At 74.0% G+C, this 23,604-nt stretch carries 24 protein-coding genes; 10 read left to right on the top strand and 14 right to left on the bottom strand.

What is annotated here, in order from left to right; genetic code table 11:
* Positions 1-68 precede the first annotated feature (68 nt).
* From ACZ6RC_RS28125 to ACZ6RC_RS28095, 7 genes are all read left to right on the top strand, one after another.
* Positions 69-1,235: a SchA/CurD-like domain-containing protein gene (locus tag ACZ6RC_RS28125; protein WP_469588299.1), complete on the top strand. Its 1,167-nt coding sequence runs from the start codon at positions 69-71 to the stop codon at positions 1,233-1,235.
* A 62-nt stretch (positions 1,236-1,297) separates the two neighbouring features.
* Positions 1,298-1,780: a cupin domain-containing protein gene (locus ACZ6RC_RS28120; protein ID WP_391146635.1), complete on the top strand. Its 483-nt coding sequence runs from the start codon at positions 1,298-1,300 to the stop codon at positions 1,778-1,780.
* Complete coding sequence (locus ACZ6RC_RS28115) at positions 1,777-3,045, top strand: beta-ketoacyl-[acyl-carrier-protein] synthase family protein (protein ID WP_469588297.1); 1,269 nt, start codon at positions 1,777-1,779, stop codon at positions 3,043-3,045. Before ACZ6RC_RS28120 ends, ACZ6RC_RS28115 begins: the two co-directional genes overlap by 4 nt.
* Complete coding sequence (locus tag ACZ6RC_RS28110; RefSeq protein ID WP_391146629.1) at positions 3,042-4,295, top strand: beta-ketoacyl synthase N-terminal-like domain-containing protein; 1,254 nt, start codon at positions 3,042-3,044, stop codon at positions 4,293-4,295. The genes ACZ6RC_RS28115 and ACZ6RC_RS28110 overlap by 4 nt, the downstream gene beginning before the upstream one ends.
* A gap of 25 nt (positions 4,296-4,320) precedes the next feature.
* Entirely contained in the window at positions 4,321-4,581 is a 261-nt protein-coding gene (locus ACZ6RC_RS28105) for an acyl carrier protein (RefSeq protein ID WP_391146627.1), read from the top strand.
* 2 nt (positions 4,582-4,583) lie between these two features.
* Positions 4,584-5,063, top strand: coding sequence for an SRPBCC family protein (locus ACZ6RC_RS28100; protein ID WP_391146625.1), 480 nt, complete (start codon positions 4,584-4,586; stop codon positions 5,061-5,063).
* A 36-nt stretch (positions 5,064-5,099) separates the two neighbouring features.
* Complete coding sequence (locus ACZ6RC_RS28095) at positions 5,100-5,432, top strand: TcmI family type II polyketide cyclase (protein WP_469588289.1); 333 nt, start codon at positions 5,100-5,102, stop codon at positions 5,430-5,432.
* A gap of 134 nt (positions 5,433-5,566) precedes the next feature.
* Here ACZ6RC_RS28095 and ACZ6RC_RS28090 read toward each other — a convergent pair whose 3' ends face one another.
* The 8 genes from ACZ6RC_RS28090 to ACZ6RC_RS28055 form a co-directional block, all read right to left on the bottom strand.
* Positions 5,567-6,595: a methyltransferase gene (locus ACZ6RC_RS28090; RefSeq protein ID WP_469588286.1), complete on the bottom strand. Its 1,029-nt coding sequence runs from the start codon at positions 6,593-6,595 to the stop codon at positions 5,567-5,569.
* Positions 6,596-6,643: 48 nt separating this feature from the next.
* Complete coding sequence (locus ACZ6RC_RS28085) at positions 6,644-7,708, bottom strand: right-handed parallel beta-helix repeat-containing protein (RefSeq protein WP_469588283.1); 1,065 nt, start codon at positions 7,706-7,708, stop codon at positions 6,644-6,646.
* 396 nt (positions 7,709-8,104) lie between these two features.
* Positions 8,105-8,713, bottom strand: coding sequence for an ALF repeat-containing protein (locus ACZ6RC_RS28080; RefSeq protein WP_469588281.1), 609 nt, complete (start codon positions 8,711-8,713; stop codon positions 8,105-8,107).
* A 469-nt stretch (positions 8,714-9,182) separates the two neighbouring features.
* Entirely contained in the window at positions 9,183-9,362 is a 180-nt protein-coding gene (locus ACZ6RC_RS28075) for a DUF6480 family protein (protein ID WP_391146615.1), read from the bottom strand.
* 260 nt (positions 9,363-9,622) lie between these two features.
* Positions 9,623-10,024, bottom strand: coding sequence for an SSI family serine proteinase inhibitor (locus ACZ6RC_RS28070; RefSeq protein ID WP_469588278.1), 402 nt, complete (start codon positions 10,022-10,024; stop codon positions 9,623-9,625).
* A gap of 245 nt (positions 10,025-10,269) precedes the next feature.
* Positions 10,270-11,886, bottom strand: coding sequence for an MFS transporter (locus tag ACZ6RC_RS28065; RefSeq protein WP_469588275.1), 1,617 nt, complete (start codon positions 11,884-11,886; stop codon positions 10,270-10,272).
* A 204-nt stretch (positions 11,887-12,090) separates the two neighbouring features.
* Positions 12,091-13,242 (bottom strand): hypothetical protein, encoded by a 1,152-nt coding sequence (locus ACZ6RC_RS28060; RefSeq protein ID WP_453620165.1) that lies wholly within the window; start codon positions 13,240-13,242, stop codon positions 12,091-12,093.
* A gap of 365 nt (positions 13,243-13,607) precedes the next feature.
* Complete coding sequence (locus ACZ6RC_RS28055) at positions 13,608-14,573, bottom strand: ArsR/SmtB family transcription factor (RefSeq protein WP_469588271.1); 966 nt, start codon at positions 14,571-14,573, stop codon at positions 13,608-13,610.
* A gap of 84 nt (positions 14,574-14,657) precedes the next feature.
* Between ACZ6RC_RS28055 and ACZ6RC_RS28050 the strand changes: the two genes are divergently transcribed.
* Both ACZ6RC_RS28050 and ACZ6RC_RS28045 read left to right on the top strand, forming a co-directional pair.
* Positions 14,658-15,764: an alpha/beta hydrolase family protein gene (locus ACZ6RC_RS28050; protein ID WP_469588266.1), complete on the top strand. Its 1,107-nt coding sequence runs from the start codon at positions 14,658-14,660 to the stop codon at positions 15,762-15,764.
* Between the two features lie 237 nt (positions 15,765-16,001).
* Positions 16,002-16,574 carry a dihydrofolate reductase family protein gene (locus tag ACZ6RC_RS28045; RefSeq protein ID WP_469588263.1) on the top strand — a complete coding sequence of 191 codons (573 nt, stop codon included), beginning with the start codon at positions 16,002-16,004 and terminating at the stop codon, positions 16,572-16,574.
* 384 nt (positions 16,575-16,958) lie between these two features.
* Here the strand turns inward: ACZ6RC_RS28045 and ACZ6RC_RS28040 are convergent, their stop codons facing one another.
* The 6 genes from ACZ6RC_RS28040 to ACZ6RC_RS28015 form a co-directional block, all read right to left on the bottom strand.
* Positions 16,959-17,339, bottom strand: coding sequence for a hypothetical protein (locus ACZ6RC_RS28040; protein WP_453619817.1), 381 nt, complete (start codon positions 17,337-17,339; stop codon positions 16,959-16,961).
* A complete protein-coding gene (locus ACZ6RC_RS28035; protein WP_453619818.1) occupies positions 17,336-17,923 on the bottom strand; it encodes a TetR/AcrR family transcriptional regulator in 588 nt (195 codons plus the stop codon). The genes ACZ6RC_RS28040 and ACZ6RC_RS28035 overlap by 4 nt, the downstream gene beginning before the upstream one ends.
* A 181-nt stretch (positions 17,924-18,104) precedes the next feature.
* On the bottom strand, positions 18,105-18,392 hold the full coding sequence (locus ACZ6RC_RS28030; RefSeq protein WP_469588259.1) for a hypothetical protein: 288 nt from the start codon (positions 18,390-18,392) through the stop codon (positions 18,105-18,107).
* Positions 18,393-19,016: 624 nt separating this feature from the next.
* Complete coding sequence (locus ACZ6RC_RS28025) at positions 19,017-19,730, bottom strand: NADPH-dependent F420 reductase (RefSeq protein WP_469588256.1); 714 nt, start codon at positions 19,728-19,730, stop codon at positions 19,017-19,019.
* A gap of 182 nt (positions 19,731-19,912) precedes the next feature.
* A complete protein-coding gene (locus ACZ6RC_RS28020; RefSeq protein WP_469588254.1) occupies positions 19,913-20,872 on the bottom strand; it encodes a helix-turn-helix transcriptional regulator in 960 nt (319 codons plus the stop codon).
* Positions 20,873-21,212: 340 nt separating this feature from the next.
* Positions 21,213-22,094: a winged helix-turn-helix transcriptional regulator gene (locus ACZ6RC_RS28015; protein ID WP_469588252.1), complete on the bottom strand. Its 882-nt coding sequence runs from the start codon at positions 22,092-22,094 to the stop codon at positions 21,213-21,215.
* A gap of 139 nt (positions 22,095-22,233) precedes the next feature.
* Here ACZ6RC_RS28015 and ACZ6RC_RS28010 point away from each other — a divergent pair, with 139 nt between their 5' ends.
* Positions 22,234-23,490 (top strand): MFS transporter, encoded by a 1,257-nt coding sequence (locus ACZ6RC_RS28010; RefSeq protein WP_469588249.1) that lies wholly within the window; start codon positions 22,234-22,236, stop codon positions 23,488-23,490.
* Positions 23,491-23,604: the final 114 nt, after the last annotated feature.

Raw genomic sequence — 23,604 nt, 5'->3', positions numbered from 1 at the left:
GCCCGCGGCCGCCGTGTTCCGCCGTTTCCGCCATCCCCCCCCTTTGACGAAGAGACGAGGTGCGCCCGATGACTCCTGCGGGGCGCGTATCACAGTCGGCATTCGACGGCTCGCGACTGCGGGTGATCCTGCTGCTCGACCTGTACGAGGGAGCCCAGGAACAGTTCCTTCAGGCCTACGACATCATGCGCAGACAGGTCGCCTCCGTCCCCGGCCACGTCAGCGACCAGCTGTGCCAGTCCATCGAGAACCCCTCGCAGTGGCTCATCACCAGCGAATGGGAAAGCGCCCCGCCGTTCCTCGCCTGGGTCAACAGCGAAGAACACGTCGAAACCGTCAAACCCATGCACAGCTGCGTGCGCGACACCCGCTCGATGCGCTACAGCATCCTGCGCGAAACCGGCCCGTCCGGGACCGCACCCGCCGCACCCGCCGCGCCCGACGCCCATGACGCCGGTGTGGCGCCCGCCGCCGGGCACCTCGCCCCCCGCGTCGGCGAGGGAGTGGTCCGCCACGCCCTGACCTTCACCGTCAAACCGGGCAGCGAATCGAAGGTCGCCGAGCTCCTGTCCGCCTACCAGTCGCCCCAGGCCCGCGTGGACGAGACCACCCGCCTGCGCCGCACCTCGCTGTTCATGCACGGCAACCGTGTCGTGCGGGCCGTCGAGGTCGAAGGCGACCTGCTGACCGCCCTGCGTCACGTCGCCCGCCAGCCCGAGGTACGCGCGGTCGAGGAAGCCATCAACCCCTACCTCGAGCAGGACCGGGACCTGAGCGACCCCGAATCGGCCCGCCTGTTCTTCACCCGCGCCGCGCTCCCGGCCGTCCACCACGTCGTCTCCAGCCGGCCGGCGCCCGACAAGCTGCGCCGCCACGCCCTGTACTACCCGGCCCGGCCGGGCCGCGGACTGGAACTCGCCCGGCTCCTGGCCGAGCAGGACCAACGCGCCGCGGCCGCCCCCGACCACCCGGTCCACAGCAGCACCGTCTTCCAGCGCGACGACATCGTGGTCCGCCTCATCGACATCACCGGCGACCTCGACCTCGACCCTGTGGCCTCCCTCGGCCTCACCCCCACCGCCCCGGGCGGCCCGGTGGCCGATGACCGCCTTCAAAGCCTGCTGGACGGCCCCGCGATCGGCGCCGAGGGCTCCCTTACGGACGAACGCACCCTCAACCGGCTCCTGTCGCACGCCGAGATGCAGCCCGTCACCGACCGCACCGCGGCCCCCTGACCGACCCGTCAAGGCCCCCGCGCCGCCCCGGCCCGCCACGCCCCACCCCCGGAGGAACCACCATGCTCAAGCAGCGGCCCCGCATCGTGAGCCTGACCGACACCCAGCCCAACCACAGGCGCGGAGGTGACCTGCGAGCCATGCTCACGCCGGCCACGGTCGGCTCCACCAGCGGCTTCATGGGCCTGGCCATCGTCCAGCCCGGCGAGCGCATCGCAGAGCACTACCACCCCTACTCCGAGGAGTTCGTCTACGTCGTCGCCGGCGAGCTGGAAGTGGACCTGGACGGCGAGAGCCACACCCTGCGCCCCGACCAGGGCCTGCTGATCCCCATCGACATGCGCCACCGCTTCCGCAACACCGGCTCCACCGAAGCCCGCATGGTCTTCCACCTCGGCCCGCTCGCCCCCCGCCCCGAACTCGGCCACGTCGACACCGAAGCCGCCGACGACACCGGCCGCGCCCCCGGGCTCGCCGCCACCGGCCCGCACCTGTCCGTCCACGACACCGGCCGGGCCCCCGAGACAAGCGGGGCCGTCGAGTGACCCGGCGTGTGGCGGTCACCGGCATAGGTGTCATCGCCCCCGGCGGCAGCGGAACCCGCGCGTTTTGGGACCTGCTGTCCGCCGGGCGCACCGCGACCCGCGGGATCACCCTGTTCGACCCGGCCGGCCTGCGCTCGCGCATCGCCGCCGAATGCGACTTCGACCCCACCGCCCACGGACTCGACGCGGACCTGATCGCCCACAGCGACCGGTACATCCAGTTCGCCGCGGTCGCCGCCGCCGAAGCCGTACACGACAGCGGATGGGACCCCGAAGCTTCAAACCCCTGGCGCACGGCCGTCTCCATGGGCACCGCCGTCGGCGGCACCACCCGCCTGGAACACGACTACGTCCTGGTCAGCGACACCGGCCGGCGCTGGGACGTCGACCACCACGCGGCCCGGCCGCACCTGCACCGCGCGTTCTCACCCAGCACCCTCGCCTCACTCGTCGCCGAACGCTTCCACGCCCGCGGCCCCGTCCAGACCGTCTCCACCGGCTGCACCTCCGGACTCGACGCCGTCGGCTACGCCTTCCACACCATCCAGGACGGCCGGGCGGACATCTGCATAGCCGGCGCGTCGGACTCGCCCATATCGCCGATCACCATGGCCTGCTTCGACGCCATCAAAGCGACCTCCCCCGACAACGACGACCCCGCCCACGCCTCCCGGCCCTTCGACGACAACCGCAACGGCTTCGTCATGGGCGAAGGCGCCGCCGTCCTGGTCCTGGAGGAATACCACCACGCCCGCGCCCGCGGCGCCCACGTGTACTGCGAGATCGGCGGCTACGCCACCTACGGCAACGCCTACCACATGACCGGCCTGACCGGCGAAGGCCTGGAGATGGCCCGCGCCATCGACGACACCCTCACCCAGGCCAGGCTCGACGCCACCGCCATCGACTACGTCAACGCGCACGGCTCGGGCACCCGCCAAAACGACCGGCACGAGACAGCCGCCGTCAAAAAATCCCTCGGCGCCCACGCCTACCGCACCCCCATGAGCTCCATCAAATCCATGGTGGGCCACTCCCTCGGCGCGATCGGCGCCATCGAGGTCGCCGCCTGCGTCCTCGCCCTGCGCCACCAGGTGGTCCCCCCCACCGCGAACTACGAGACCCCCGACCCCGAGTGCGACCTGGACTACGTCCCGCGCACCGCCCGCCCACGGAAGCTGAACAACGTGCTCTCCGTCGGCAGCGGCTTCGGCGGCTTCCAGTCCGCGGTGCTCCTGACCCGACCGGGAGGCACGACACGATGAGTACGAAACGCCCACGGCGGGCGGCCGTCACCGGAATCGGCGTCATCGCCCCCAACGGACTACGCACCGACGCGTACTGGAAGTCGATCCGCGAAGGCCTCACCGTCCTGGACCGGATCACCCGCGAGGGATGCGCGCACCTGCCCCTGAAGGTCGCCGGCGAGGTCCGCGGCTTCGACGCCGCCGACCTCATCGAAGAACGCTTCCTCGTCCAGACCGACCGGTTCAGCCACTACGCCATGGCCGCCGCCTCCCTCGCCCTGGACGACGCCGGCCTGAACACCACCGACCCCCACGACCCCTTCTCCATCGGCGTCGTCACCGCCGCCGGCTCAGGAGGCGGCGAATTCGGCCAGCGAGAACTGCAGAAACTGTGGGGCCAGGGATCCACCTACGTCGGCCCCTACCAGTCCATCGCCTGGTTCTACGCCGCCAGCACCGGCCAGATCTCCATCCGCGGCGGCTTCAAAGGACCCTGCGGAGTCGTCGCCAGCGACGAAGCCGGCGGCCTGGACGCCCTGGCCCACGCCGCCCGCACCGTACGGCGCACCACCGGCGCCGCCGCCGTCGTCGTCGGAGCGGCCGAAGCCCCCCTCGCCCCCTACTCCATGGTCTGCCAGCTCGGCTACCGCGAACTGAGCACCGCCGAGGACCCCGACTGCGCCTACCGGCCCTTCACCACCGCCGCCTGCGGCTTCGTACCCGCCGAAGGCGGAGCGATGTTCGTCGTCGAGGACGAACAAGGCGCCCTGGAACGCGGAGCGGACATCCGCGCCGTCCTGGCCGGACACGCCGCCACCTTCACCGGCGCCTCCCGCTGGGAAGAATCCCGCGAAGGCCTCGCCCGGGCCATCACCGCAGCCCTGCAGGAAGCGGACTGCCACCCGCACGAGATCGACGTCGTCTTCGCCGACGCCCTGGGCGTCCCGGCCGCCGACCGCGCCGAAGCCCTGGCCCTGGCCGACGCCCTGGGCCCCCACGCCGCCCGCGTCCCCGTCACCGCCCCCAAGACCGGCACCGGCCGCGCCTACTGCGGCGCGCCCGTCCTGGACACCGCGGCAGCCGTCCTGGCCATGGAACACGGCCTGATCCCCCCCACCCCCAACGTCTTCGACATCTGCCACGACCTCGACCTCGTCACCACCCGCGCCCGGCCCGCCGAGCTGCGCACCGCCCTGGTCCTCAGCAGAGGACTCATGGGATCCAACGCGGCGCTGGTGGTACGCCGCGCGGACGAACCCGCCCGCTGAAAAACCGGACGCAAAGGAGCACACCATGAGCATCACCGAACTCACCTTCGGCGAACTGGCCACGCTGATGAAGCAGTCGGCCGGCGTCACCGTCGACCCGAGCGTGCTGCAGAACACCCCCGACACCCCCTTCAGCACCCTGGGCGTCGACTCGCTGGGCCTGCTGGGCATCGTCGGCGAGCTGGAGAACCGCCACGGCGTGGCGCTGCCGCCCGACGCCGAGCGCAGCAAGACGCCGGCCGACTTCCTCACCCTCGTCAACAGCACCCTGAAGACCGGAGTCTGACCATGCCCGGCCACACCGACAACAGCATCACCATCGACGCCCCCCTCGACCTCGTATGGGACATGACCAACGACATCGACAACTGGCCCCGGCTGTTCACCGAGTACGCCTCCGTCGACGTCCTGGCCCGCGAGGGCGACACCACGACGTTCCGCCTGACCATGCACCCCGACGAGTCGGGGAAGGTGTGGAGCTGGGTGTCACAGCGCACCGTGGACCGCGCCACCCGCACCGTGCGCGCCCACCGCGTCGAGACCGGGCCCTTCGACCACATGAACATCCGCTGGGAGTACGCCGAACAGCCCGCGGGCATCCGGATGCGCTGGATCCAGGACTTCGCCATGAAGCCCGACGCGCCCGTCGACGACGCCGGCATGACCGAGCGCATCAACCGCAACTCCGCCACCCAGATGGCCCTCATCCGCGACCGTATCGAACAGGCCGCCCGCCAGCGCCCGCACGCACCGGTCATGCCCGGCTGAGCCGCAGGCACGCAGCACACCGCAGAAAGGAAACCGATGCACCACGCTCTGATCGTCGCCCGCATGGCCCCGGGCTCGGCACCGGCGATCGCCGACGTGTTCGCCGCCTCCGACCGCGGCGAACTCCCGCATCTGGTCGGGGTCTCCCGGCGCAGCCTCTTCCAGTTCGGCGACGTGTACCTGCACCTCATCGAAGCGGAGAAAGACCCGGCCCCCGCCATCGCGAAGCTGACCGGGCACCCCGAGTTCCGCAGCACCAGCGAGCAGCTGTCGGCCTACGTCAGCGCCTACGACCCGCAGACCTGGCGCAGCCCCAAGGACGCCATGGCGCACTGCTTCTACCGCTGGGAGCGCGACCTGCGCCCCTGACCGGCCCCCTTCGCCGGCGGGGAGCCCCCGGCACAACTCGTGAGGCCGCCGCCTCCGCACCGACGCGGAGACGGCGGCCTCACAGGTTGTGCCGCCCGGTGTCCCTCTTTTTTCGTGTGCCCGGCCGCGCGTGATCAGCCGGGCGCGGTGCACTCGAAGGCGTGGAGGTAGGCGTTCACCGGCCGGATCTGCCCGACCACGAGCCCCGCCTCGCCCAGCCGCTCGCACATACTGCTGCGGGTGTGCTTCGCACCCCCGACATTGAGCAGCAGCAGCAGGTCCATCGCGGTGGTGAACGCCATCGAGGCGGTGTCGTCGACGAGGTTCTCGATGACCACGACCCGCGCACCGGGCCGGGCCGCCTTGCGGACGTTGGCCAGCGCCCGGCGGGTGCTGTCGTCGTCCCACTCCAGGATGTTCTTCAGGATGTACACATCGGCCTGGACCTCGATGCCCTGCCGGCAGTCCCCGGGCTCGATCCGCACCCGGCCGGCCAGCGCCCCGCCCTCCCGCAGCCGCGGATCGGCGTTCTCCACCACCATCGGCAGATCCAGCAGCGTCCCGCGCACCGAGGGATGCTTCTCCAGCAGACTCGCCAGAACGTGCCCCTGCCCGCCCCCGATGTCCGCGACCGACGACACCCCCTCCAGGTCCAGCAGGGCGGCGACGTCCTGCGCGGACTGCCTGCTCGAGGTCGTCATCGCCCGGTTGAACACGTGCGCCGACTCGGGAGTGTCCTGGTGGAGATGGGTGAAGAACTCCTTGCCGTACACCTCCTCGAACACGCTGCGGCCCGAGCGCACCGCCTCGTCCAGCTTCGGCCACACGTCCCACGTCCACGGCTCGGTGCACCACAGCGCGATGTACCGCAGACTGTGCGGATCGTCCTCCCGCAGCAGCCGGGACATCTCCGTGTGCGCGAAGGTGCCGTCGGCCAGCTCGGTGAACACCCCCTGGCAGGCCAGGGCCCGCAGCAGCCTGCGCAGCGTCTGCGGCTGGGTCTTGAGCGCCGCGGCCAGATCCTCCACGGCCATCGGCGTCTGCGTCAGGGCGTCCGCCACACCCAGGCGGGCGGCCGCACGGACCGCGGCAGCGCACGCCGCCCCGAAAACGAGCTCCCTCAGCCGCATGGGCGGCGGGGGAGAGGGATCAACAGTCGTCATCCGTTGCCTAGCCTTTGCTGTCGTGCCGAGGAGGGTGGCCGGGGAGGGTCAGCACATGCCGGCAGGCTCCGAGACCGCGCACCTGTTGCCGCCGAAGGTGTTGCCCTTCCCGGTGTCACGGTTGGCCAGATCGGCCGTGCCGTTGCGCAGCACGACGTTGTCGCGGATCTCGTTGTGCTCGTTGAGAGCCCCGACGAAGCTCTTGTACAGCACGATCCCGCCCGACATCGGCGAGGTACCGACGTTGTCCACGATCCTGTTCCGTGTCACCTGCGTCTTCTCCGCGCCGGTCAGGACGATGCCCGAACCCTGCAGGAACGACAGCCGGGGGGTGGCCGGGCAGTGCTTGTTGTTGGCCCGGATGTGGTTGCGGCTCACGCTCATCTCCCCGGCCCGCGGAAGGACCTCGTCACCGACGACGAACACCCCCGCGCAGTTCCCGGTCGCCTCGTTACGGTCGACGCTCAGGTGCCTCAGGCGCCGCACCGTGATGCCGATCCGGTTGCCGGACAGCACGTTACGGCTGATCACCGTCCCCTCGGCGTCGTCCGCGCCCTTCTCCCGGTCGATGGTGTTGGCGACGAAGATCCCGGCGTCGCCGTTGTCCCGGGCGGCGTTGTCACTGAACTCGGCGCGCACCGAACGCTCTTGGGCCAGGCCCCACTGCCCGTTCTTCTCCGCGCTCACCCGCTGCACCCGCAGGCCCTCGGTCCGCGTCGCCCACAGACCGTTCTTGGCGAAACCCCGCAGGGTCAGCGAGCGCAGGGTGACCTGCCCGACGGGCCGGCCCTCGGTCCCCGTCACACAGATGCCGTGCCCGGCCTTGCCGCACACATGGGTGCCGGGTGCCTCGGCCGGCACCAGGACGGTGGAACGGGCACCCGAACCCCGCAGGGTCAGGTTCGAGGTGGTGATACTGACGCTCTCCCGGTAGGTGCCGGGAGCCAGCATCACGGTGTCCCCCGGCCGGGCCGCGTCCACGGCCTTTTGGACCGACTCACCGGGTTTCACCCAGTGCACGGTGTGGCCGGCCGCCACGGGGGCGCCGGCACCGACGGCGGTGGCGGACAGGGACAGGGCGAACGCCGCGTAGGCGATCTTTCGTTTGGTCATGGGCCGAAGCTAAGAGCGCGCGCCGCGCCCCGCCACCAGTGATCCCCCTGCCGGGCACACTGTCCCCCGGATGCCCCCACACGCCCCCCGTTCCGGCCACCGAGACACGCCCGCCCGCCGCCCCCGGGCCGCCCGGGCCGCGCCGGGCAGGCCGCCCGGCCGGGCACAGAGCGCCGGCCGCGGGCCGGGCCGGGCGGCGGGCAGCACCCGCGGGGGAGCGAACCGCCACAGGCACCCGCCCGCCACCGGAGCCGCCACCGAAGCCGCCACCGGCCGAGCCGCCACCGCAGCCGCGACCGGCCGAGCCGCGACCGGCCGGGGCACGGCCGGGGGCGGCTCCGGCGGGCGGGTGCCCCCGCTCCCGGCGCCCGGGGCCGGCCAGACGAACCACCCCTGCTACCGGCGGCGTTCCCAGAAAGAGCGCAACGCCTCGGGCGTGCCCTCCTCCAGGGCCTGCTCCGCCTCGGCGCGCAGCGCGGGCGCAAGGGCGGGATCGGCGAGCAGCCGGAAGAGGGCGACCGCGTCGTCCTCGGCCCGGGCAAGGCGGTGCCCGCTCTCCAGGAACCCGCGCAGCGCCTGAGCGGTACCCGCCTGGAGCGCCTTGGTGGCCTCGCGGACGACCGCCCTGTCGCCGTTGCTTCCCGCGGCCGCCAGGATGCGGAAGACCTCGACACGGTCGTCGATCTCCTTCGCCGCCCACCGGCCCGTCTGCAGGAAGTACCGCCGGTCCTCGGCGGTGCCGTCCATGGCCGCCTGGGCGCGGTCGCGGACGGACCGGCCGGTGGCCGGGTCGCCGATGATCCGCAGGATCGCGACACGGACGTCGTCGTCGGACATCTCGCCCACCGGCGTGTCCGGGCCGCCCGTGCGCGCTACCGCCGTCACCCCGGCGCCGGGGCCGCCGGCGGCCGGGCCGTCGGCGGCCGCGGAGGCGGGCGCGGCGAGCAGGAGCACCGGCGTCAGGACGAGGGCCGCTGCGGTCAGGGCAGCGCGGGTCGGTCTCATCAGGGGAACCTTCCTGGAGGGTGTCGGCTGAAGGGGCTTCGGGAAAGAGCCGGCGCACGACCGGCCCGCCGCGAAACGGCAGGCGACGGGGTGGACAGACGGATACGGCGGTGAGGCCGGCGCCTGATCGGTTCGCCCATCCTTGCCGCCGTGCGCCGCCGACGTCATTGCCGGCAGCGGGCAGTCCTCGCCGGCGTTTTGTTGCCGTACGCGTACGAGCCGCTCGCCTGCCAGGCCGCCGGGTCACTCCCGCCAGAGCACGACCAGGAGCCGCCGCCGGGAGGCACCGAGGAGAACCGCACAGCGCGCCGAAGTGCCCCGGCAGGTACTTTTTTCGGGCCGCCCGCGCCGGAGGGCCGCCCCGGCCGGAGCCCGGCCCCCCTCTCGGGGGCACGTTCGGGGCCGGCCCGCGGCAGCACCCGGCGCGCGCAGAGCAGGCCGGTACCGCCGGCCGGGGCACCGCCGTGGTTTACAGAGCGATCATGCGGACGACGAAGAAGGCGGCGACCAGGACCGCGCCGGCGATGATCAGCCACATCCAGAAGCCCGGATGCTCCCACAGACCGCCGTCCGCACGCTCCTCGTGCGCCTCGGCAGTCGAGCCTTCGGCCGGAGGCGTCTCCTCCGGGGGGACGAGTGGATCAGTCATACCCTCAGGGTCGCGTCACCCGCCCCCTTACGCATCCGCGGGCCGGCCCGCCCCGCCCGGCGCGCTGCCCGCACCATCCCGGGCTGCTCCCGGTGAGGGCCGGCGACGGGACCGCCCGGGACAGGGCGGGGTCTGCCGCACCGGCCGTGCGGCCGCCCGCCCCCCGGTGCACGCCGTACGTCGCCGGCCGCGGAAGGCCCCGCAGCGGCCTGCGGTGATGCGGTGACCGTCCTGGCCCGGTCCGGGCCGGGCCGGGCCGGTCAGAAGAGGAACAGGCTCGCGGTGTCGGCCTGCAGGGCGCAGGTGTGGGCGTAGGACCGCGTCCAGTCGACGGGCCGCCCCTGGTAGGTGCCCGTCGCGGTGGCGACGACGGGGTCGTTGCCCGCGACGCAGGCAGGGGTGCCGGCGGGCCGGGGCAGGGCGTGGAGCGCGTCGAAGTCCCCGCCGGCCTCCGCGAGGTCGGCGCACGCCCTCGCCCGCTCGACGTGGCCGGTGCCCGGCCCGGCCGGGCAGGAGAGGCGTACTGCCTCGGTCCGGCCTGCGTCGGCTGCGCTGACGCTCAGGACGAGTTCCGCGGCGCCGGGCCCGGGGGCGGCGTGGGCGAGGCCGGCCGTGCTCGCGGCGAGGAGGGTGAGGGCCGCGAGGGAAAGGATCTTGTTCATGCCGGGACAACGACCCCGACCGGGCCCGGTCACCGCGCCTCCGGGGCGGGTCACCGCCCCTCCGGGGCGGGTCGCCGCACCACCGGGCCCGGTCACCGCACACCGGGGCGGGGCACCCTCCGGGCCGGGTCGCCGCCCCTGGGGGCTGCCGGTGTCCGGCCCCGCCGCCGCTTCCGCCTTCGCGCCGCGGGCTCCCGGCCGGGCGGCGCCTGGCCCTCAGGCGCCCCCGGGGTTTCCGCGGCGGGTCACGGCCCGGCCGAGCCGGGCTGGGCCGTGGGGATGCGGTGGGTGAAGAACAGGGCGAGGAGCGCGGCGAGAGCGAGGATGGCGAGTGCGGCGCGCAGCCCGTCGAGCCGGGCGGCGGCGTTCGCCTCCAGCGCGTCCTGCGTCAGCTGTTCCCCGGTGCCCGCTTCGGCCAGGGCACTGCGCAGCTGGGCGTCGGAGAGGAAGGGCACGCCGCTTTGGAGTTCCACGGCCGCCCGGCTCTTCACACTGGCCGGAACCGCCGGATTGCGCTCCACGCTCGCCAGGAAGGACGACGTGAGCGAGGCGATCAGGATCGATCCGGCCAGTGCGGTACCGATCGAGGCGCCGAGGTTGGTGACGGCGTTCTGGACGCCGCCGACTTCCGCGCTCTTGTCCTGCGGCACCGCCGAGACGGTGACCGAACCCAGCTGGGAGGCGAGCGCGCCCATCCCGAGCCCGATCAGGAGCAGGGGAACCGTGACCACTTCCGCGCCGGCGCCCGCGTCGAGAGCGGCCATCAGGCTCACCGCACCGACGAGCAGCGCGGTGATCCCGATCCGTACCACGCGCCGGGGCGAGACGCGGGGGAACAAACGCGGGATGAGGACGGCGGCGGCGAGCAGGGTCACCGAGAGCGGCAGCAGGCGGGCACCGGTGGCGAGCGCGGACAGGCCCAGGGCGACGGAGAGGTAGAGGGGGACGACGAAGAACACGCCCATCTGGACGAGGTACTGGAAGAAGAACATCGTCAGGCCACCGGTCAGCTGCCTGTTCCGCAGCATCGCGGGGTCCAGGAGGGGCTCCCTGCGCTGCCGGACGAGGCGGGCCTCCCAGCGCAGGAAAAGCCAGGTGAGTCCGATGCCCAGCAGCATCAGCCACACGGTCAGGCAGACCCCGAGCAGCGCGGGCGCGCCGGGCTTGGGCTGGAACCAGCCCCACTCGCCCGAGCGGAGCACACCGTAGACGAAGCTCCCCAGCCCCAGGGCGGACAGCACCGTACCGGCGAGGTCGAGGCGCGGCCGTTCCCCGCCCGCCGTGTCGGCGATCGGACGGGCGAGGAGGAGGATGCCCAGGACGACCAGGACCTCTCCCGCGAACACCCACCGCCAGGAGAAGTACGTGGTCGCGACACCGCCGATGAGCGGGCCGGCCGCGATCGCCACCGCCCCGGCCGCGGCGACCAGCCCGTAGGCGGCGGGACGGCGCTCCGCGGGGAAGTTGCCCGCCACCAGCGCCACGATCGCCGGCAGGATCAGCGCGGCCCCGATCCCCTCCAGCAACGCCCAGCCGATCAGCAGCACGGGAAGGTTGGGGGCCACAGCGGTGGTCAGGGAACCGCACCCGTAGACGACACAGCCGATCATGAACGCGCGCTTGCGGCCGATCAGCGCCCCGACCTTGCCGCCGGGGATCATGAGCATCGCCATCACCAGGGTGTAGGCCGTGATGGCCCCCTGAATTCCTGCGACCGTCGTGCCGACGTCCTCGGCCACCGTGGCGATGGAGACGTTCATGACAGAGCTGTCGAGCGCCATCAGGAACTGCCCGGCCGCCAGGGCCGACAGGACCAGACGCGCCCCCGCCGCCCCTTCGGCAGTGCCTGTTTCGGGTGCCATGACCGGCATTGTCCCGGCCACCGGCCAGGGCGCGGCGCACGACCCGCCGCGCGATCAAGCGCGGCCTCGACCGCGCGGCCAGCCCGCGCGGCCAGCCCGCGCGGGCAGCCCGGGCGGGCAGCCCGGGCGGCGCCGCGGGCTGGCGGAGCCGCCGGCCCGGTCCCTCGCCGGCCCGCCAAGGCCTGTCGCAGGCCTTTCGGCCCTCTACCGGTTCGGCCGGCGGAAGAGGGCGAGCGTCTTCGTGAGGGTTTTCAGCGGCGAGGTGTCCTGCCCGGCCGCGGCCGGCGCGGGCACCCGGGCCGCGCCGTTGCCGCCGGTCGCCTCGGCGAGCGCGGCGAGCGCCGACTCGGCCGCTTCCCGGTACAGGTCACAGGAGGCCGTCATGCCTTCCAGCGCCCTGGCGTAGCTGGTGACCATGGCCCGTGCGTGGACGAGCTCCTCGTCGGGGGTGAGCAGGTGCCAGCCCTGGCGCAGTCGTGTCAGGACCTCTTCGGCGCCGGCCGGCAGCGGCCGCGGCAGGGCGGCGAACTCCGTGATCTTCTCCAGGAGTTCGGTCGGCTGCGTGCCGTCCAGGAAGACATCGCGCACGGTGAAGCGCTCCGCGTCGTAGCCCGGCATCCGCGGCGCCGTGGGCAGGACGACGGCCCCGCCGCGCGGCAGCCCCACACCCAGCTCACGCGTCAGCGCGAACCCGGCGGTCAGCGCCTGCTCCGGCGTGGCCCGGTGCTCGACCACCCGGTGCCGCAGACTCGGCGGCAGGAACGCCGTGACCGGCTGCCGCCCCCGCGCGTCCGGTGTCATCGCCTCGTGCACCACGACATGGATGGACCAGCTCCGCCGGGCGCACTCGCGCACCAGGCGCCGCATCTCGCCGTCGTCCTTGGGCAGGTGGTTCGTCCGGCGCAGCCGCACGCCCGGCACCCGCTCGTGATCCCAGGCGACCTGGTCACTGTCGGGCCAGAACACGGTCGCGGGTGAGGGCCATTGCGCTTCCCACGCCCGCTCCGCCTCGGCGGCGAGCACCCACAAGACGCCCTCGCCCTCACCGCGGCGGGACTCCGGCTCGTACGTGGTCAGTTGAGCGCGCACGGTGACACCGCCGGCCACCCGCCAGCGCGCCTCGAAAAGCCGGCGGGCGAAGGGCCCGGGGTCGGCGGACGCGTCCCGGGGGAACAGATCGCTCGAGCGGGCCGCCTCGACCGGATCGAGATCCAAAAAGCCGTCGATCACCCCGGCCGCCTCGAGGGCGAGCAGGTTGCGCCGGACGTCCCGTTCGGCCTCGGGCCCGAGGTGACGCCCCCGCCCGAGCCACACGGTGTCGGGGACAGCGGTCGATGAAGAGCTGTTCTTGGCCATGGAACCGTCCAGTGGGTGATCAGGGCTCGACCAGTATGGTCCGCGGCCCGAGCGGCGCGGTCCATCAGGGCACCGCCCCGCCGGGCTGGGACACGGACACCTCCAGGGCCGGCCGCGACGGGCACCGCCCCGCCGGGCTGGGACACGGACACCTCCAGGGTCAGGGCGGCGCGGTCCATCAGGGCACCGGCCCGCCGGGCTGGGGCACGGCCACCTCCGGGGTCCGAGCGGCGCGGTCCATCAGGGCACCGCCCAGCCGGGCTGGGGCACGGCCACCTCCAGGGCCGGCCGGGACCCGGCGTTCGCCGGCGGCCCGCGCGCCGCCCGGCGCCCCGACCGCGTGGCACGCCCCTCCGAGGGGCGGCCTACGGCAGCCGGCCGCCCGCGACCAGCGTGCCCAGGGCGGTGCGCCGGTGGGTGACCGAGCGGCCCGTGCGCGCTGTCGTCACCATCCCCGCCGATCGGAGCGCCGCCGCGTGGGACGAGGCCGTCGCGTTGCTGACCTGGAGGGCGCGGGCCAGGGACGTCGTGGTGTGGGGCTCGGCCAGAAGGCGCAGGGCGTCGAGGCGGGTGCGGCCCAGGACGGCGGCCAGGGCCTCGGCGGAGACGGCCGGGCACTCGGCGGTGGGCGGGGCCCCGGGCCCGGCCGGATAGGTCACGACCGCGGGGCGGCCCGGTGTGTCCTGGAGCAGGGGACCCGCCGGGTGGTGGAAGGTCGGCAGCACCATCAGGCCGCGCCCGTCGAGCCGGACATCTTGGGCCGGTCCCCGGCCGGGCCATTCCCACACCCCTTGGTGGAACCGGCTGCCCGGGGCCAGCGCGGTCAGCGCCGCGGCCGTGCCCTGCTCGGCGACGGTCAGGGCGTAGCGGGTGAACTCCTCGCGGTGCAGGTCCTGCACGACGGACCAGACCGGGGCGAGGACCGTCTCGTACGCGCCCTGCTGGGCGCGGCGCAGGGTCCGCCAGGCCGTCTCGTCACCCGCGTGCAGGCCGCGGATCCAGCGGGGCGCGCTCCCCGCCCCGTAGACCCGCTCCAGTTCGCGGCGGACCAGAGCGGGGCCGGCCGCGCGGAGCTGTTCGAAACCGTCGGCCATGGTGTCACCGAGGACATCGAGGAAGGAGGGCGGGCGGCCTTCGGGAACCAGATCGGCGAGCGGGCCGGCGCAGGCCGGCAGGGAGCGCAGGATCCGGCCGCGCCACGGCGCGAACAGGGGCCCGCCGTGCCGGGTCACGGCTGTCGTCAGGGCGGCGTGCAGCTCCTGCAGCGGCACGGGGCGGGGCGCGAAGCGGATCCGGGCGAGGTCATCGGCGGTGAAGTGGACCCGCAACACCCGCACAACTCCTCGTCCCCGTCCGGCCTTTCGGCCAGGCCTGAAACCTTCGCGCCGCCCCGGCCCCGTCCCGACGATGTCCCTATGACATCCCGACGCGTTCTTCTGAAAGGCACCCTATGGGGGAGTGCCGCCGCCCTGCTGCCCACAGCCGCCACAGCCACAGCCACAGCCGCCTCCGCTTCCGCTTCCGTCTCCGGCGCCGGTCCGCTTCTCCGGCTGCCCGCGCCCACCGGCCCGTACCCCGTGGGCGTGCGCACGGTCCATCTGACGGACCCGGCCCGTACCGACCCCTGGGCCGGCGGCGTACGGGAGCTGATGCTGAGCGTCCTCTATCCGGCCCGCTCGGTACGCGGCCACCGCCGCGCGCCCCAGCTCACCCCGGCCGAGGCCGAGGAGTTCGCCGGGTACGCGCCCCTCGTCCGCCCCGGGCTGCCTCGGCCGGGAGCGGTGGACTGGGGCGCTGTGCGCACCCACGGCTACGCGGGCGCGCCGCCGCTGCCGGGCCGGCGGCCGGTCCTGGTGTACTCGCCGGGCGGCGGCGACTTCCGCACGCTCGGCACCAGTCTTGCCGAGGACCTGGCGAGCCACGGCCGGGTGGTCGTCCTCGTCGACCATCCCGGCGACGCCTCCCAGGTGGAGCTGCCGACCGGGATACGGCACACCGTCCTGCTCGGACCGCCGGACCCGGCCACCTTCCGCACGATGGTGGACACCCGGACCGCGGACCTCCGCCTGGTCCTGGACCGGCTCGGCGGCCTTCCGCTCGCCCCGGTCATGGACTGCCGCCGGATCGGGCTGTACGGGCACTCCGCGGGCGGCACGGCGGCGGTGTACGCGGCCGGTGGCGACCGCCGGGTCGGCGCGGTGGCGAACCTGGAGGGCTATCTCGACCTGTACCCGCCACCGGCCGGCTTCGACCGGCCGCTGCTGCTGTTGCGCACCGACGGATTCGAGGGCGCCGCCCGCATCGCGTCCTCCTGGGCGGACCTGCCCGGCCGCCGCGTGCTGCTCACCGGCGCGAACCACTGGTCGTTCACCGACTACGGCTCGCTCGTCCCGCAACTCCAGGCCGCCGGCCTGGTGACGGCGGCGGCACGTGCCGCGCTCGTCGGCACCGGCGACCCGGCGGCGGCACGGGCCGCGGTACGGCGCCGGGTGGGAACCTTCTTCGCCCGCCACCGCATGTAGCGGGCCAACCGGAGGTGCGGGGCCGCGGCCCCGCACCTCCGGTGGTGCGCGCCTTTGGAGCCGGCGGGTCCCGTTCGTCGAGAGCGGCCGCCGGAAAAGACCGGGCACCGACCGATGAGTTCCTTCATGATCCGTAGTCATTGATCATGTGGCGATGCGCCGCAGCCGCGACCGCGGCCGCGGCCTGCCGCCGATCCGACCGCTGAGAACCGGCTACGAGACACCGAGGAACCCCAGATGCGTACCCTGATCAGCACGGCCTTCATCTCGCTCGACGGCGTCGTGGAGGCCCCGGGCGGCGAGCCCGGCTACCGCAACTCCGGCTGGACCTTCAAGGACATGGAGTTCCTTGCCGAGGCCTACGAGATCAAGGGCCGCGAGCAGAAGGAAGCCACGGCGATGCTGCTGGGCCGGACCAGCTACGAGGCGTTCAGCCCGGTGTGGCCCGCCATGGCGGACTTCGCCGACTACAAGACGATGCCGAAGTACGTCGTGTCCACCACCCTCACCGAGGGCGACCTCGTCCCGAACTGGGGCGAGACGACGATCCTGCGCTCCCTGGAGGAGGTCGCCGCCCTGAAGGAGACCGAGGGCGGCCCGATCATCGTCCACGGCAGCGCCGCACTGAACCGGGCTCTTTCGGACGCCGGCCTGATCGACCGCTACCACCTCCTCGTCTTCCCGCTCCTGCTCGGCGCGGGCAAGCGCCTGTTCAGCGCCACCGACAAGGACGCCCAGAAGCTGAAGCTGGTCGAGCACGAGGCATACGCCAACGGAATGCAGAAGAACGTGTTCGACGTCGTCCGCTGAACACCGCCGCCCTCCCCGCGGCCCGGGCGTCGCGTCCTCGGACTCGGCGCCGGGCGAAACCGCCGCGAGGTCGTCGCCCGCCGCGGGAGCGGCAGCGCGGGCGCGCACCGGCGGGTACGGCACGGGAAAAGTGAGCGGCCGGCGGCGCCCCCGCCTGCCGTAGGGAACCCGGGCCCGGACTCCCCGGCCGAGCCACCTGCCACCCCGCCCGCGCAGGGGTGGCCGCCCGGACGCTCACCCCCGCACGGGCCGGCCGCGGTTGCCGTGCGGGCCCTCGGCGGCGGCCCGGACGGCTCGCAGGATCTGCGCCGTGGGGACGTGCCGTCCGACGGCATGTCCCCACAATCCGGGGAGCGTGGGGCCGGGAGCTCTGCGGGCGGGCGGCTACCCGGCGCCCGCCGCTGCCAGTACCGCGACCGGCAGGAGCAGGATCCACTGGGGGAGTCGGAGCAGCGGCCGGGGCCAGCCGACGGACAGGGTGACGACCAGGAAGACTGCCGCGTACACGAGGAAGTGCGCGGCCACGAACCACGCCACCAGCCCGGTCCCCGGCCCACCGCCCGCCAGGGAGAGGTGGAGCAGAGCGAGTCCGCAGAGCACCAGGTCGCCGCTCACCATGTGCCACACGGCGTGCAGGACACGCTTGGGTTCGTCGGTGAGGCCGCAGGCCAGCAGCGGGCGCACCACATCGCGGTGTCCGCCGGCGATGTGTACGGCGGCCACGCCGAGCGCGGTGATCCCCGCCGCGAGGAGCCAGCCGTTCACCGGACCTCGATCCCTTTGGCCACCACGCCGGCCAGCAGCGCGGCCAGCCGCGGGCCGGGGCGCTCCCCGACGAGCCCCACGTGGAAGAACACGGCGCCTGCCAGGGTGTCCAGGATCAGGTCCACGGGCGTGTCGGCGGCGATCTCCCCGCGCAGCACCGCGCGCTCGAAGACGACCAGCAGCCGTTGCTTGGAGGGGGCCAGGAAGTCGCCGCGGATGCGGGCCTTCAGTTCCGCATCGGCGGCGAAGTCGGCGAGCAGTCCCGGCAGTGCCGCCGCGGCGGCGGGCGCGCGGAACTCGTCGACCAGGCTCTGCAGCAGCACGGTCAGGTCCCCGGCCAGCGTTCCGGTGTCCGGGGGCGGGGCTTCGTCGGTGGTGGTGAAGACGGCCTCGAAGACCAACTCCGGCTTGCCCGGCCACCGCCGGTAGATCGTGTCCTTGCCGACACCGGCCCGCGCGGCCACCGCCCCGATCGAGGTCGCGGCGTAGCCGGCCTCGACCACCAGCTCTGCCGTCGCGGCGATGATCGCCTGGTGTGAGCGGGGATCCCTGGGACGCCCCCGGGAGGGCGGAGAGGAACTCATCCATTTACCTTACGGGTCGACCCGTAAGGTAATCAACGGGGGCGGGTCCACCGGCCGTCATTGGGCGGGGTCCACCGGCCGTCACACGGCCCCCTGCCCGCCCGGCGGTTCTTGCGGCCCGTGCCCGGCGGGCCCGGGCCCGCCGGCGCAGGACGCCGATGCCGCCCGCCCGCCCGTCCCGTCAGCGGGCCGCCGCGGCCGCAAGGGGAGCCGGCCCGGCCTGCGCCACCCGCACCCGGTGCGCCATCCGGCGGGCGGCGTGCACACTGCGGCGCGCCAGGCAGAGCTCGCCCGCCGGGACGTGGCAGGTCGGGCAGGGCTCGGCGAAAGCGCCGTGCCGGAAACGGCGGTGCGTCTCGTAGGCGGCGTCCAGCATCGCGTCGAGCGCCGAAGACGGCAGAGCGACGGACGCACCGGCGGCTGCGCGCACCGACCGGCGGGGGAGGGGCAGGACCGGGGTGGGGCTCATGGCGGGATCTCCTCATGCGGCGGGGGTACGGGGCCGTAGGTCCTCGCACTCCATACGTCGACAGGGCGGCGGTTCTCCCCGCCTACCCGCGTGACCGCAGCTCAGACGTGGCGGATTCACCCTCCGTGGCCCACGGCCACGCCGGCCCCGTGCGCGCCGCCCCACGGCACGCGTCGCCCGGCCGCCCGCGGCCAGGCGGGCACCGCTCCACCGGGAACGGCTCCCCGGGGCCTGGCCGTTCACGTCGGCCCGTCCGCCGCGCGGCGTTCATGAGCGGCACCGAACGGGTCCATCGGCCCGGAGCGGACGGCGGCAGGCGCGCGGCGGCCGTCCGCCCGGCGAGGCAGGCCCGCACGCGGAGCGGTGGATGACCTGCGGCGCGGCCGGCCCCGGCCGCCGGGGCGGGCACGGCACGCCCCTCGCGCTGGCGCCCCCCGCGCCCGCGCCGCTCCCCGGGGCCACCGCCACGACCCCTCGTAGCGCATGACCACGCCGTGGCGAACTCCGGCCGCTCACCGGGGAGTTCCGGACCGCTCCGCACCCGGCCTGCGCCGGCCGGACACCGGCGGGTCTGTCCCTGGTGCCGGGGTGACGGCGCCGGGTCGCCTCTCCCCGGGGGGAGGGTCAGCGGACGATTCTGACGCCGAAGCGGCTGCCGAGGGCGAGGCCGAGGGCGGTGTGGAAGTGGGCGTACATCTCCATGCCGCGGGCCGCGGCCAGGGGTCCGAGGTCGGCGATGTCCTTCCAGCCGTACGCGGTCAGGATCTCGCAGGCGGCGGCCTTGGCGTCGTCGTGGTCGCCTGCGAGGAACATGGTGTGCTCGCCGCCGCCGAACTCGGCGGGGTTGACGACGGTCTCCTGCTCCTGGGTGACGAAGGTCTTGACGACCTTGGTGTCGGGCAGGGCGCGCTGGATCTGTTCGGCGAGGCTGTCGGTGTCGACGGGGTCCAGGCGCGGCATCTCGCCCCAGGGGGTGGGCCAGGAGTGCTCCGGGTCGCCGGGCTGCTGGTAGACGTAGGGGACCGCGTAGTCGATCAGGACCTTCCCCGCGAGCGCCGCGGCGGGCAGGGCGGCCAGGGCGGCGACGGCGTTGGCGCCGTCGATGCCGTTGATGACGAGCTCACCCGCCTCGGCGGCTTCCGCGAAGGTGGCCAGGGTCAGCTCGGGGTGGGCGGCGTGGAAGGCGGCGAAGGGCTCGGTGCCCATCATGTCCGGTTCGGTCCGCGCGAGGGTGGCCTCGGGGTCGCGGGTGCCGACGACGACCTGGTGGCCGAGGGCGGACAGGCGGGCCGCGTGCTGACGTGCGCCCGCGCCGGTACCGAGAATCGCGATCTTCACAGTGATGCTCCAGGAGAGAGGGAGACGCCCACAACAAGGACGTAATGGCTACAAAAAAGACATTAGGCCTCCTTTAGGACACGTCGTGTCCTACAAGCTGGGACGGCGGTGCCCGGGTGGTCTGCGAGCGGCGGGGGCAGGTCGCCGCAACCGGGCCCCGCGCCCTCGCAGGCACCGCCGGTTCAGGCGGTGGCTTCGAGGGTGCGGCGGGCGGCTGTCCGCAGGTGGTCGCGGACCGCCTCGTCGGCATCGAGGGTGTAGTCGGCGTCCAGGCCGGCGAGGATCTGGGCGATGGTGGTCAGGCGGTCCCCGGAGCAGTCGACGGTGCAGGTGTTCTGGTCGGCTTCCCGCACGCGGGTGGCGAGGGCGCGGGTGCGGGCCCGGAGCGCGTCGGCGGGTTCGCGCACGGTCGCGACGGCGCGGTAGCGCACCGGCGCAGCGGCGATCTTCGAGGCGACATACGCGGCGGGGTCCCCGCCGGGCACGGGGCGGGGGGTGAAGCGGCGGCGGGTGGGGGCGAGCGCGGTGATGCGGTCGAGGCGGTAGATGCGCCAGTCGTCGCGGGCGTGATCGTGTGCGAGGAGGTACCACAGGCCGCCGGAGGCGACCAGCTGCCGGGGGTCGACCCTGCGCTCCGCGACGGTGCCGGTGCGGGTGGTGTAGTCGAAGGTGACGGTTTCCCGGTCGCGGCACGCGGCAGCCAGCGCGGCGAGGGTGGCGGCGTCGGTGCGAGGTCCGCGGCGCTCCCACTCGATGCTGCTGGTCGCCTGCTGCAGGGCGGCGACCTTGGCGCGAAGGCGGGTGGGCAGGACCTGCTCGAGTTTGGCCAGGGCCCGCAGGGTCGTCTCCTCCATGCCGGCCAGCTGGCCGGCGGCGGTGCGCAGGGCGACGGCGGTGGCCGTGGCCTCCTCGTCGTCGAGGATCAGCGGCGGCATCGCGGCCCCGGCGGCGAGCCGGTAGCCGCCGGCGTGCCCGGTGGTGCCTTCGACGGGGTATTCCAGCTCGCGCAGCCGGTCGATGTCGCGGCGGATGGTGCGGGTGGTGACACCGAGCCGCCCGGCGAGCTCGACGCCGGACCACTCGCGGCGGGTCTGCAGCAGGGAGAGCAGGCGGAGCATGCGGGCGGGAAGGTCGGTCGTCATGTCCTCCAGCATGACCGGCTTCAAGGACGCCAGGTGTCCTGAAACCCTTCTCACGCCACGGCATGCCACGCACCGCTCCGCCGCTTTCGGCCCGAGCGCCATGGCCCCCTTCTGAGGCCTCGGACCGGTCCCACGCGATGACCTGAGGAACAGTCAGTGCCGAAAGGGCCGCCGGTCCCGGGCCCGCCCTCGCGCGCCGCCCCCTTGCGCTCACCGGAGCGCACGCCTCCCCTTCCCGTCGAACGAGCTACGACCCCAGGGTCTTTTGCCGAGCGGGCGACGGGAGGGCCGGACGGCTCTGCCGGGGGCGGGGCGCGGGAGCCTCGATGCGGCCGGGGCGTCAGTCCTGCGCCGCCAGGCGCCGTACCTCCGTCAGTGCCTCGCCGACCGCTGCCGGGATGTCCGTCACCGGGAAACGCGCGTGCCGCACCACGCGGTCGCGGTCCACCACCAGCACGGCCCGCTTCAGCCGCAGCAGCTGCCCGGCACGGAAGGTGGGCAGCCGCAGGGCGGCGGCCAGGCGCAGGTCGACGTCCGAGAGAAGAACGAAGGGAAGGCCCTCCTCGACCGCGAACACCCGCTGTTCATCCGGGCGTTGGGTGCTGACGCCGTGCACCTGCGCGCCCGCCGCGCGGAAGTCCTCGTACGCGTCCCGGAAGAGCCGGTTCTCCAGCGTGCAGCCGATGGCGCCGGGGATGTGCGACCAGCCCTCCGGCAGGGGGCCGGGAGCCCCGGTCGCCGGATAGCAGAACAGGACGGTGGCCACCCCGCCGGCCACCGGGTCCACCGGCGCGCCGTCCCGGTGGCCCGGCAGCTCCAGGCGCGGCACCCGCTCGCCCGTCAGGCCCGCGACCCGCCGCGCCTCCGCGCTCGCCTCGCCGGCGGTGCCGCTGAGCGAGCCGTCGCCGAAGACCCAGCGGTCCGCCCAGTCCTGCATCGACAGCAGCACCGGCAGCAGCCCCCGGCCGCTCTCGGTCAGCCGGTACTCGTGCCGCACCGGCCTGTCCTGGTACGGGACCTTCTCAAGGACCCCCGCCGCCACCAGGTGCGCCAGGCGCTCGGTGAGCACCTTGCGGGAGATGCCCAGCTCCTCCTGGAGCGCGTCGAACCGGTGGTGCCCGCGCGCGGTCTCCCGGACCAGGAGCAGGCTCCACCAGTCGCCGACCACCGCCGCCGCCTGCGCGATCGCGCAGGCGGCGTCCCGCTCGGGCACCGACCTCATCACAGCGTCTCCACTTCTGCGCGCGCGGCGGCCGCTCATCGGGTCCATCTTGCGCCATCAGGTCGGTTCCCGATAGAAACTCACCCGGAAGAAGTGAGTTCCGAAAAGAGACTGACGAGTCCCAGGGGGTGGGCGCCGTATGAGCGGAACACGAACGGTCCCGGAGCACGACCGACACGACGACGAGCGGGAGACCTCGCCGCCGGGCGTCTTCTGGCGCTTTTGGGCCGCGGCCGCCGCCAGCGGCGCGGGCACCGCCGTCACCGCCCTCGCCCTGCCCCTCGTCGCCCTCACCGTCCTCGACGCCACCGCCTTCGAAGTCGCCCTGCTGGCCGCCGCCGGACAGGTCTCCTGGCTGCTGCTCAGCCTCCCGGCAGGCGTCGTCGCGCAGCGCGTACCCCTGCGCCGGCTCCAAGTCGCGCTCGACCTCCTACGGTTCGCGGCGCTCGGATCCCTGCCCCTGGCCTGGTGGCTCGGCACCCTCACCTATCCGCACCTGCTGCTCGCGGCGCTCGTCACCGGCGCGGCGACCGTACTGTTCGACATCGGCAACTCCACCTTCCTGCCCGCCGTCGTCCCGGCCCGGCAGCTGGCCGCCCGCAACAGCGTCATGTCCGGCACGCACGCCGTCACCGACACCGGCGGCCCCTCCCTGGGCGGCGTCCTGATCGGCGCGACCGGCCCGGTCGGCGCCCTCGTCGTGGACGCCGCCAGCTACCTGGCCTCCGCGGTGCTCCTGCGCACCCTCCCGGAGAGCCGCCCGGCACCCCACACCGGCGAGAACGCGCTCCAGCTGATGCGCGAGGGCTGGCGGTACGTCACCGGGCACCCCGTCATGCGGCCCTGCATGATGTGGGCGACCGCCGCCAACTTCGTCAACGCCGCCCTCGTCGCCCTCACCCCCCTCTACCTGGTCCGCGAGGCCGGCCTCGATCCCGTCCAACTCGGCCTCGTCCTCGCCATGGACGGAGTCGGCGCGCTCGCCGGCGCCGCCGTCGCGGTCCGGGTGACCACCCGCCTGGGCACCGCCCGGGGCATCATCCTGGCCGACCTGGCCGGCGGCGCACTGCTCCTGCTCGCCCCGCTGACCACCTCGGCCGCAGACGCGTACTGGTTCGCCCTGGGCAACGCCGGCTTCGCCTTCGGCACCGTCATCGGCTCGATCACCACCCGCACCTACCGGCAGACCCAGTCGCCCCCGCAGCTGCTGTCCCGCGTGATGGCCACGGTCCGCTTCGTCTCCTGGGGCGCGCTGCCGCTCGGCGCGCTCACCGCCGGCCTCCTCGCCACCTGCGCCGGCACCCACGCGGCCCTGTGGACCGTGTGCACGGCCGCCCTCCTGCCCCCGCTCTACCTCTTCTCCACCCGGATGGGCCGCCACCGCGACCTTCCCTGACCCCGCCGCTCCACAAGGCGAGTCCACCGCCCGGCAGATCCGGGAGCTCCCGGTGCGACGGCATGCCCGCAGGAGTCCACGGTGGCAGCCCCGGCCGGCGACGCCCACGGCCAG

Source organism: Streptomyces sp. NPDC048353 (assembly GCF_055587165.1).
This window is presented reverse-complemented; position numbering and strand designations above follow the sequence as displayed.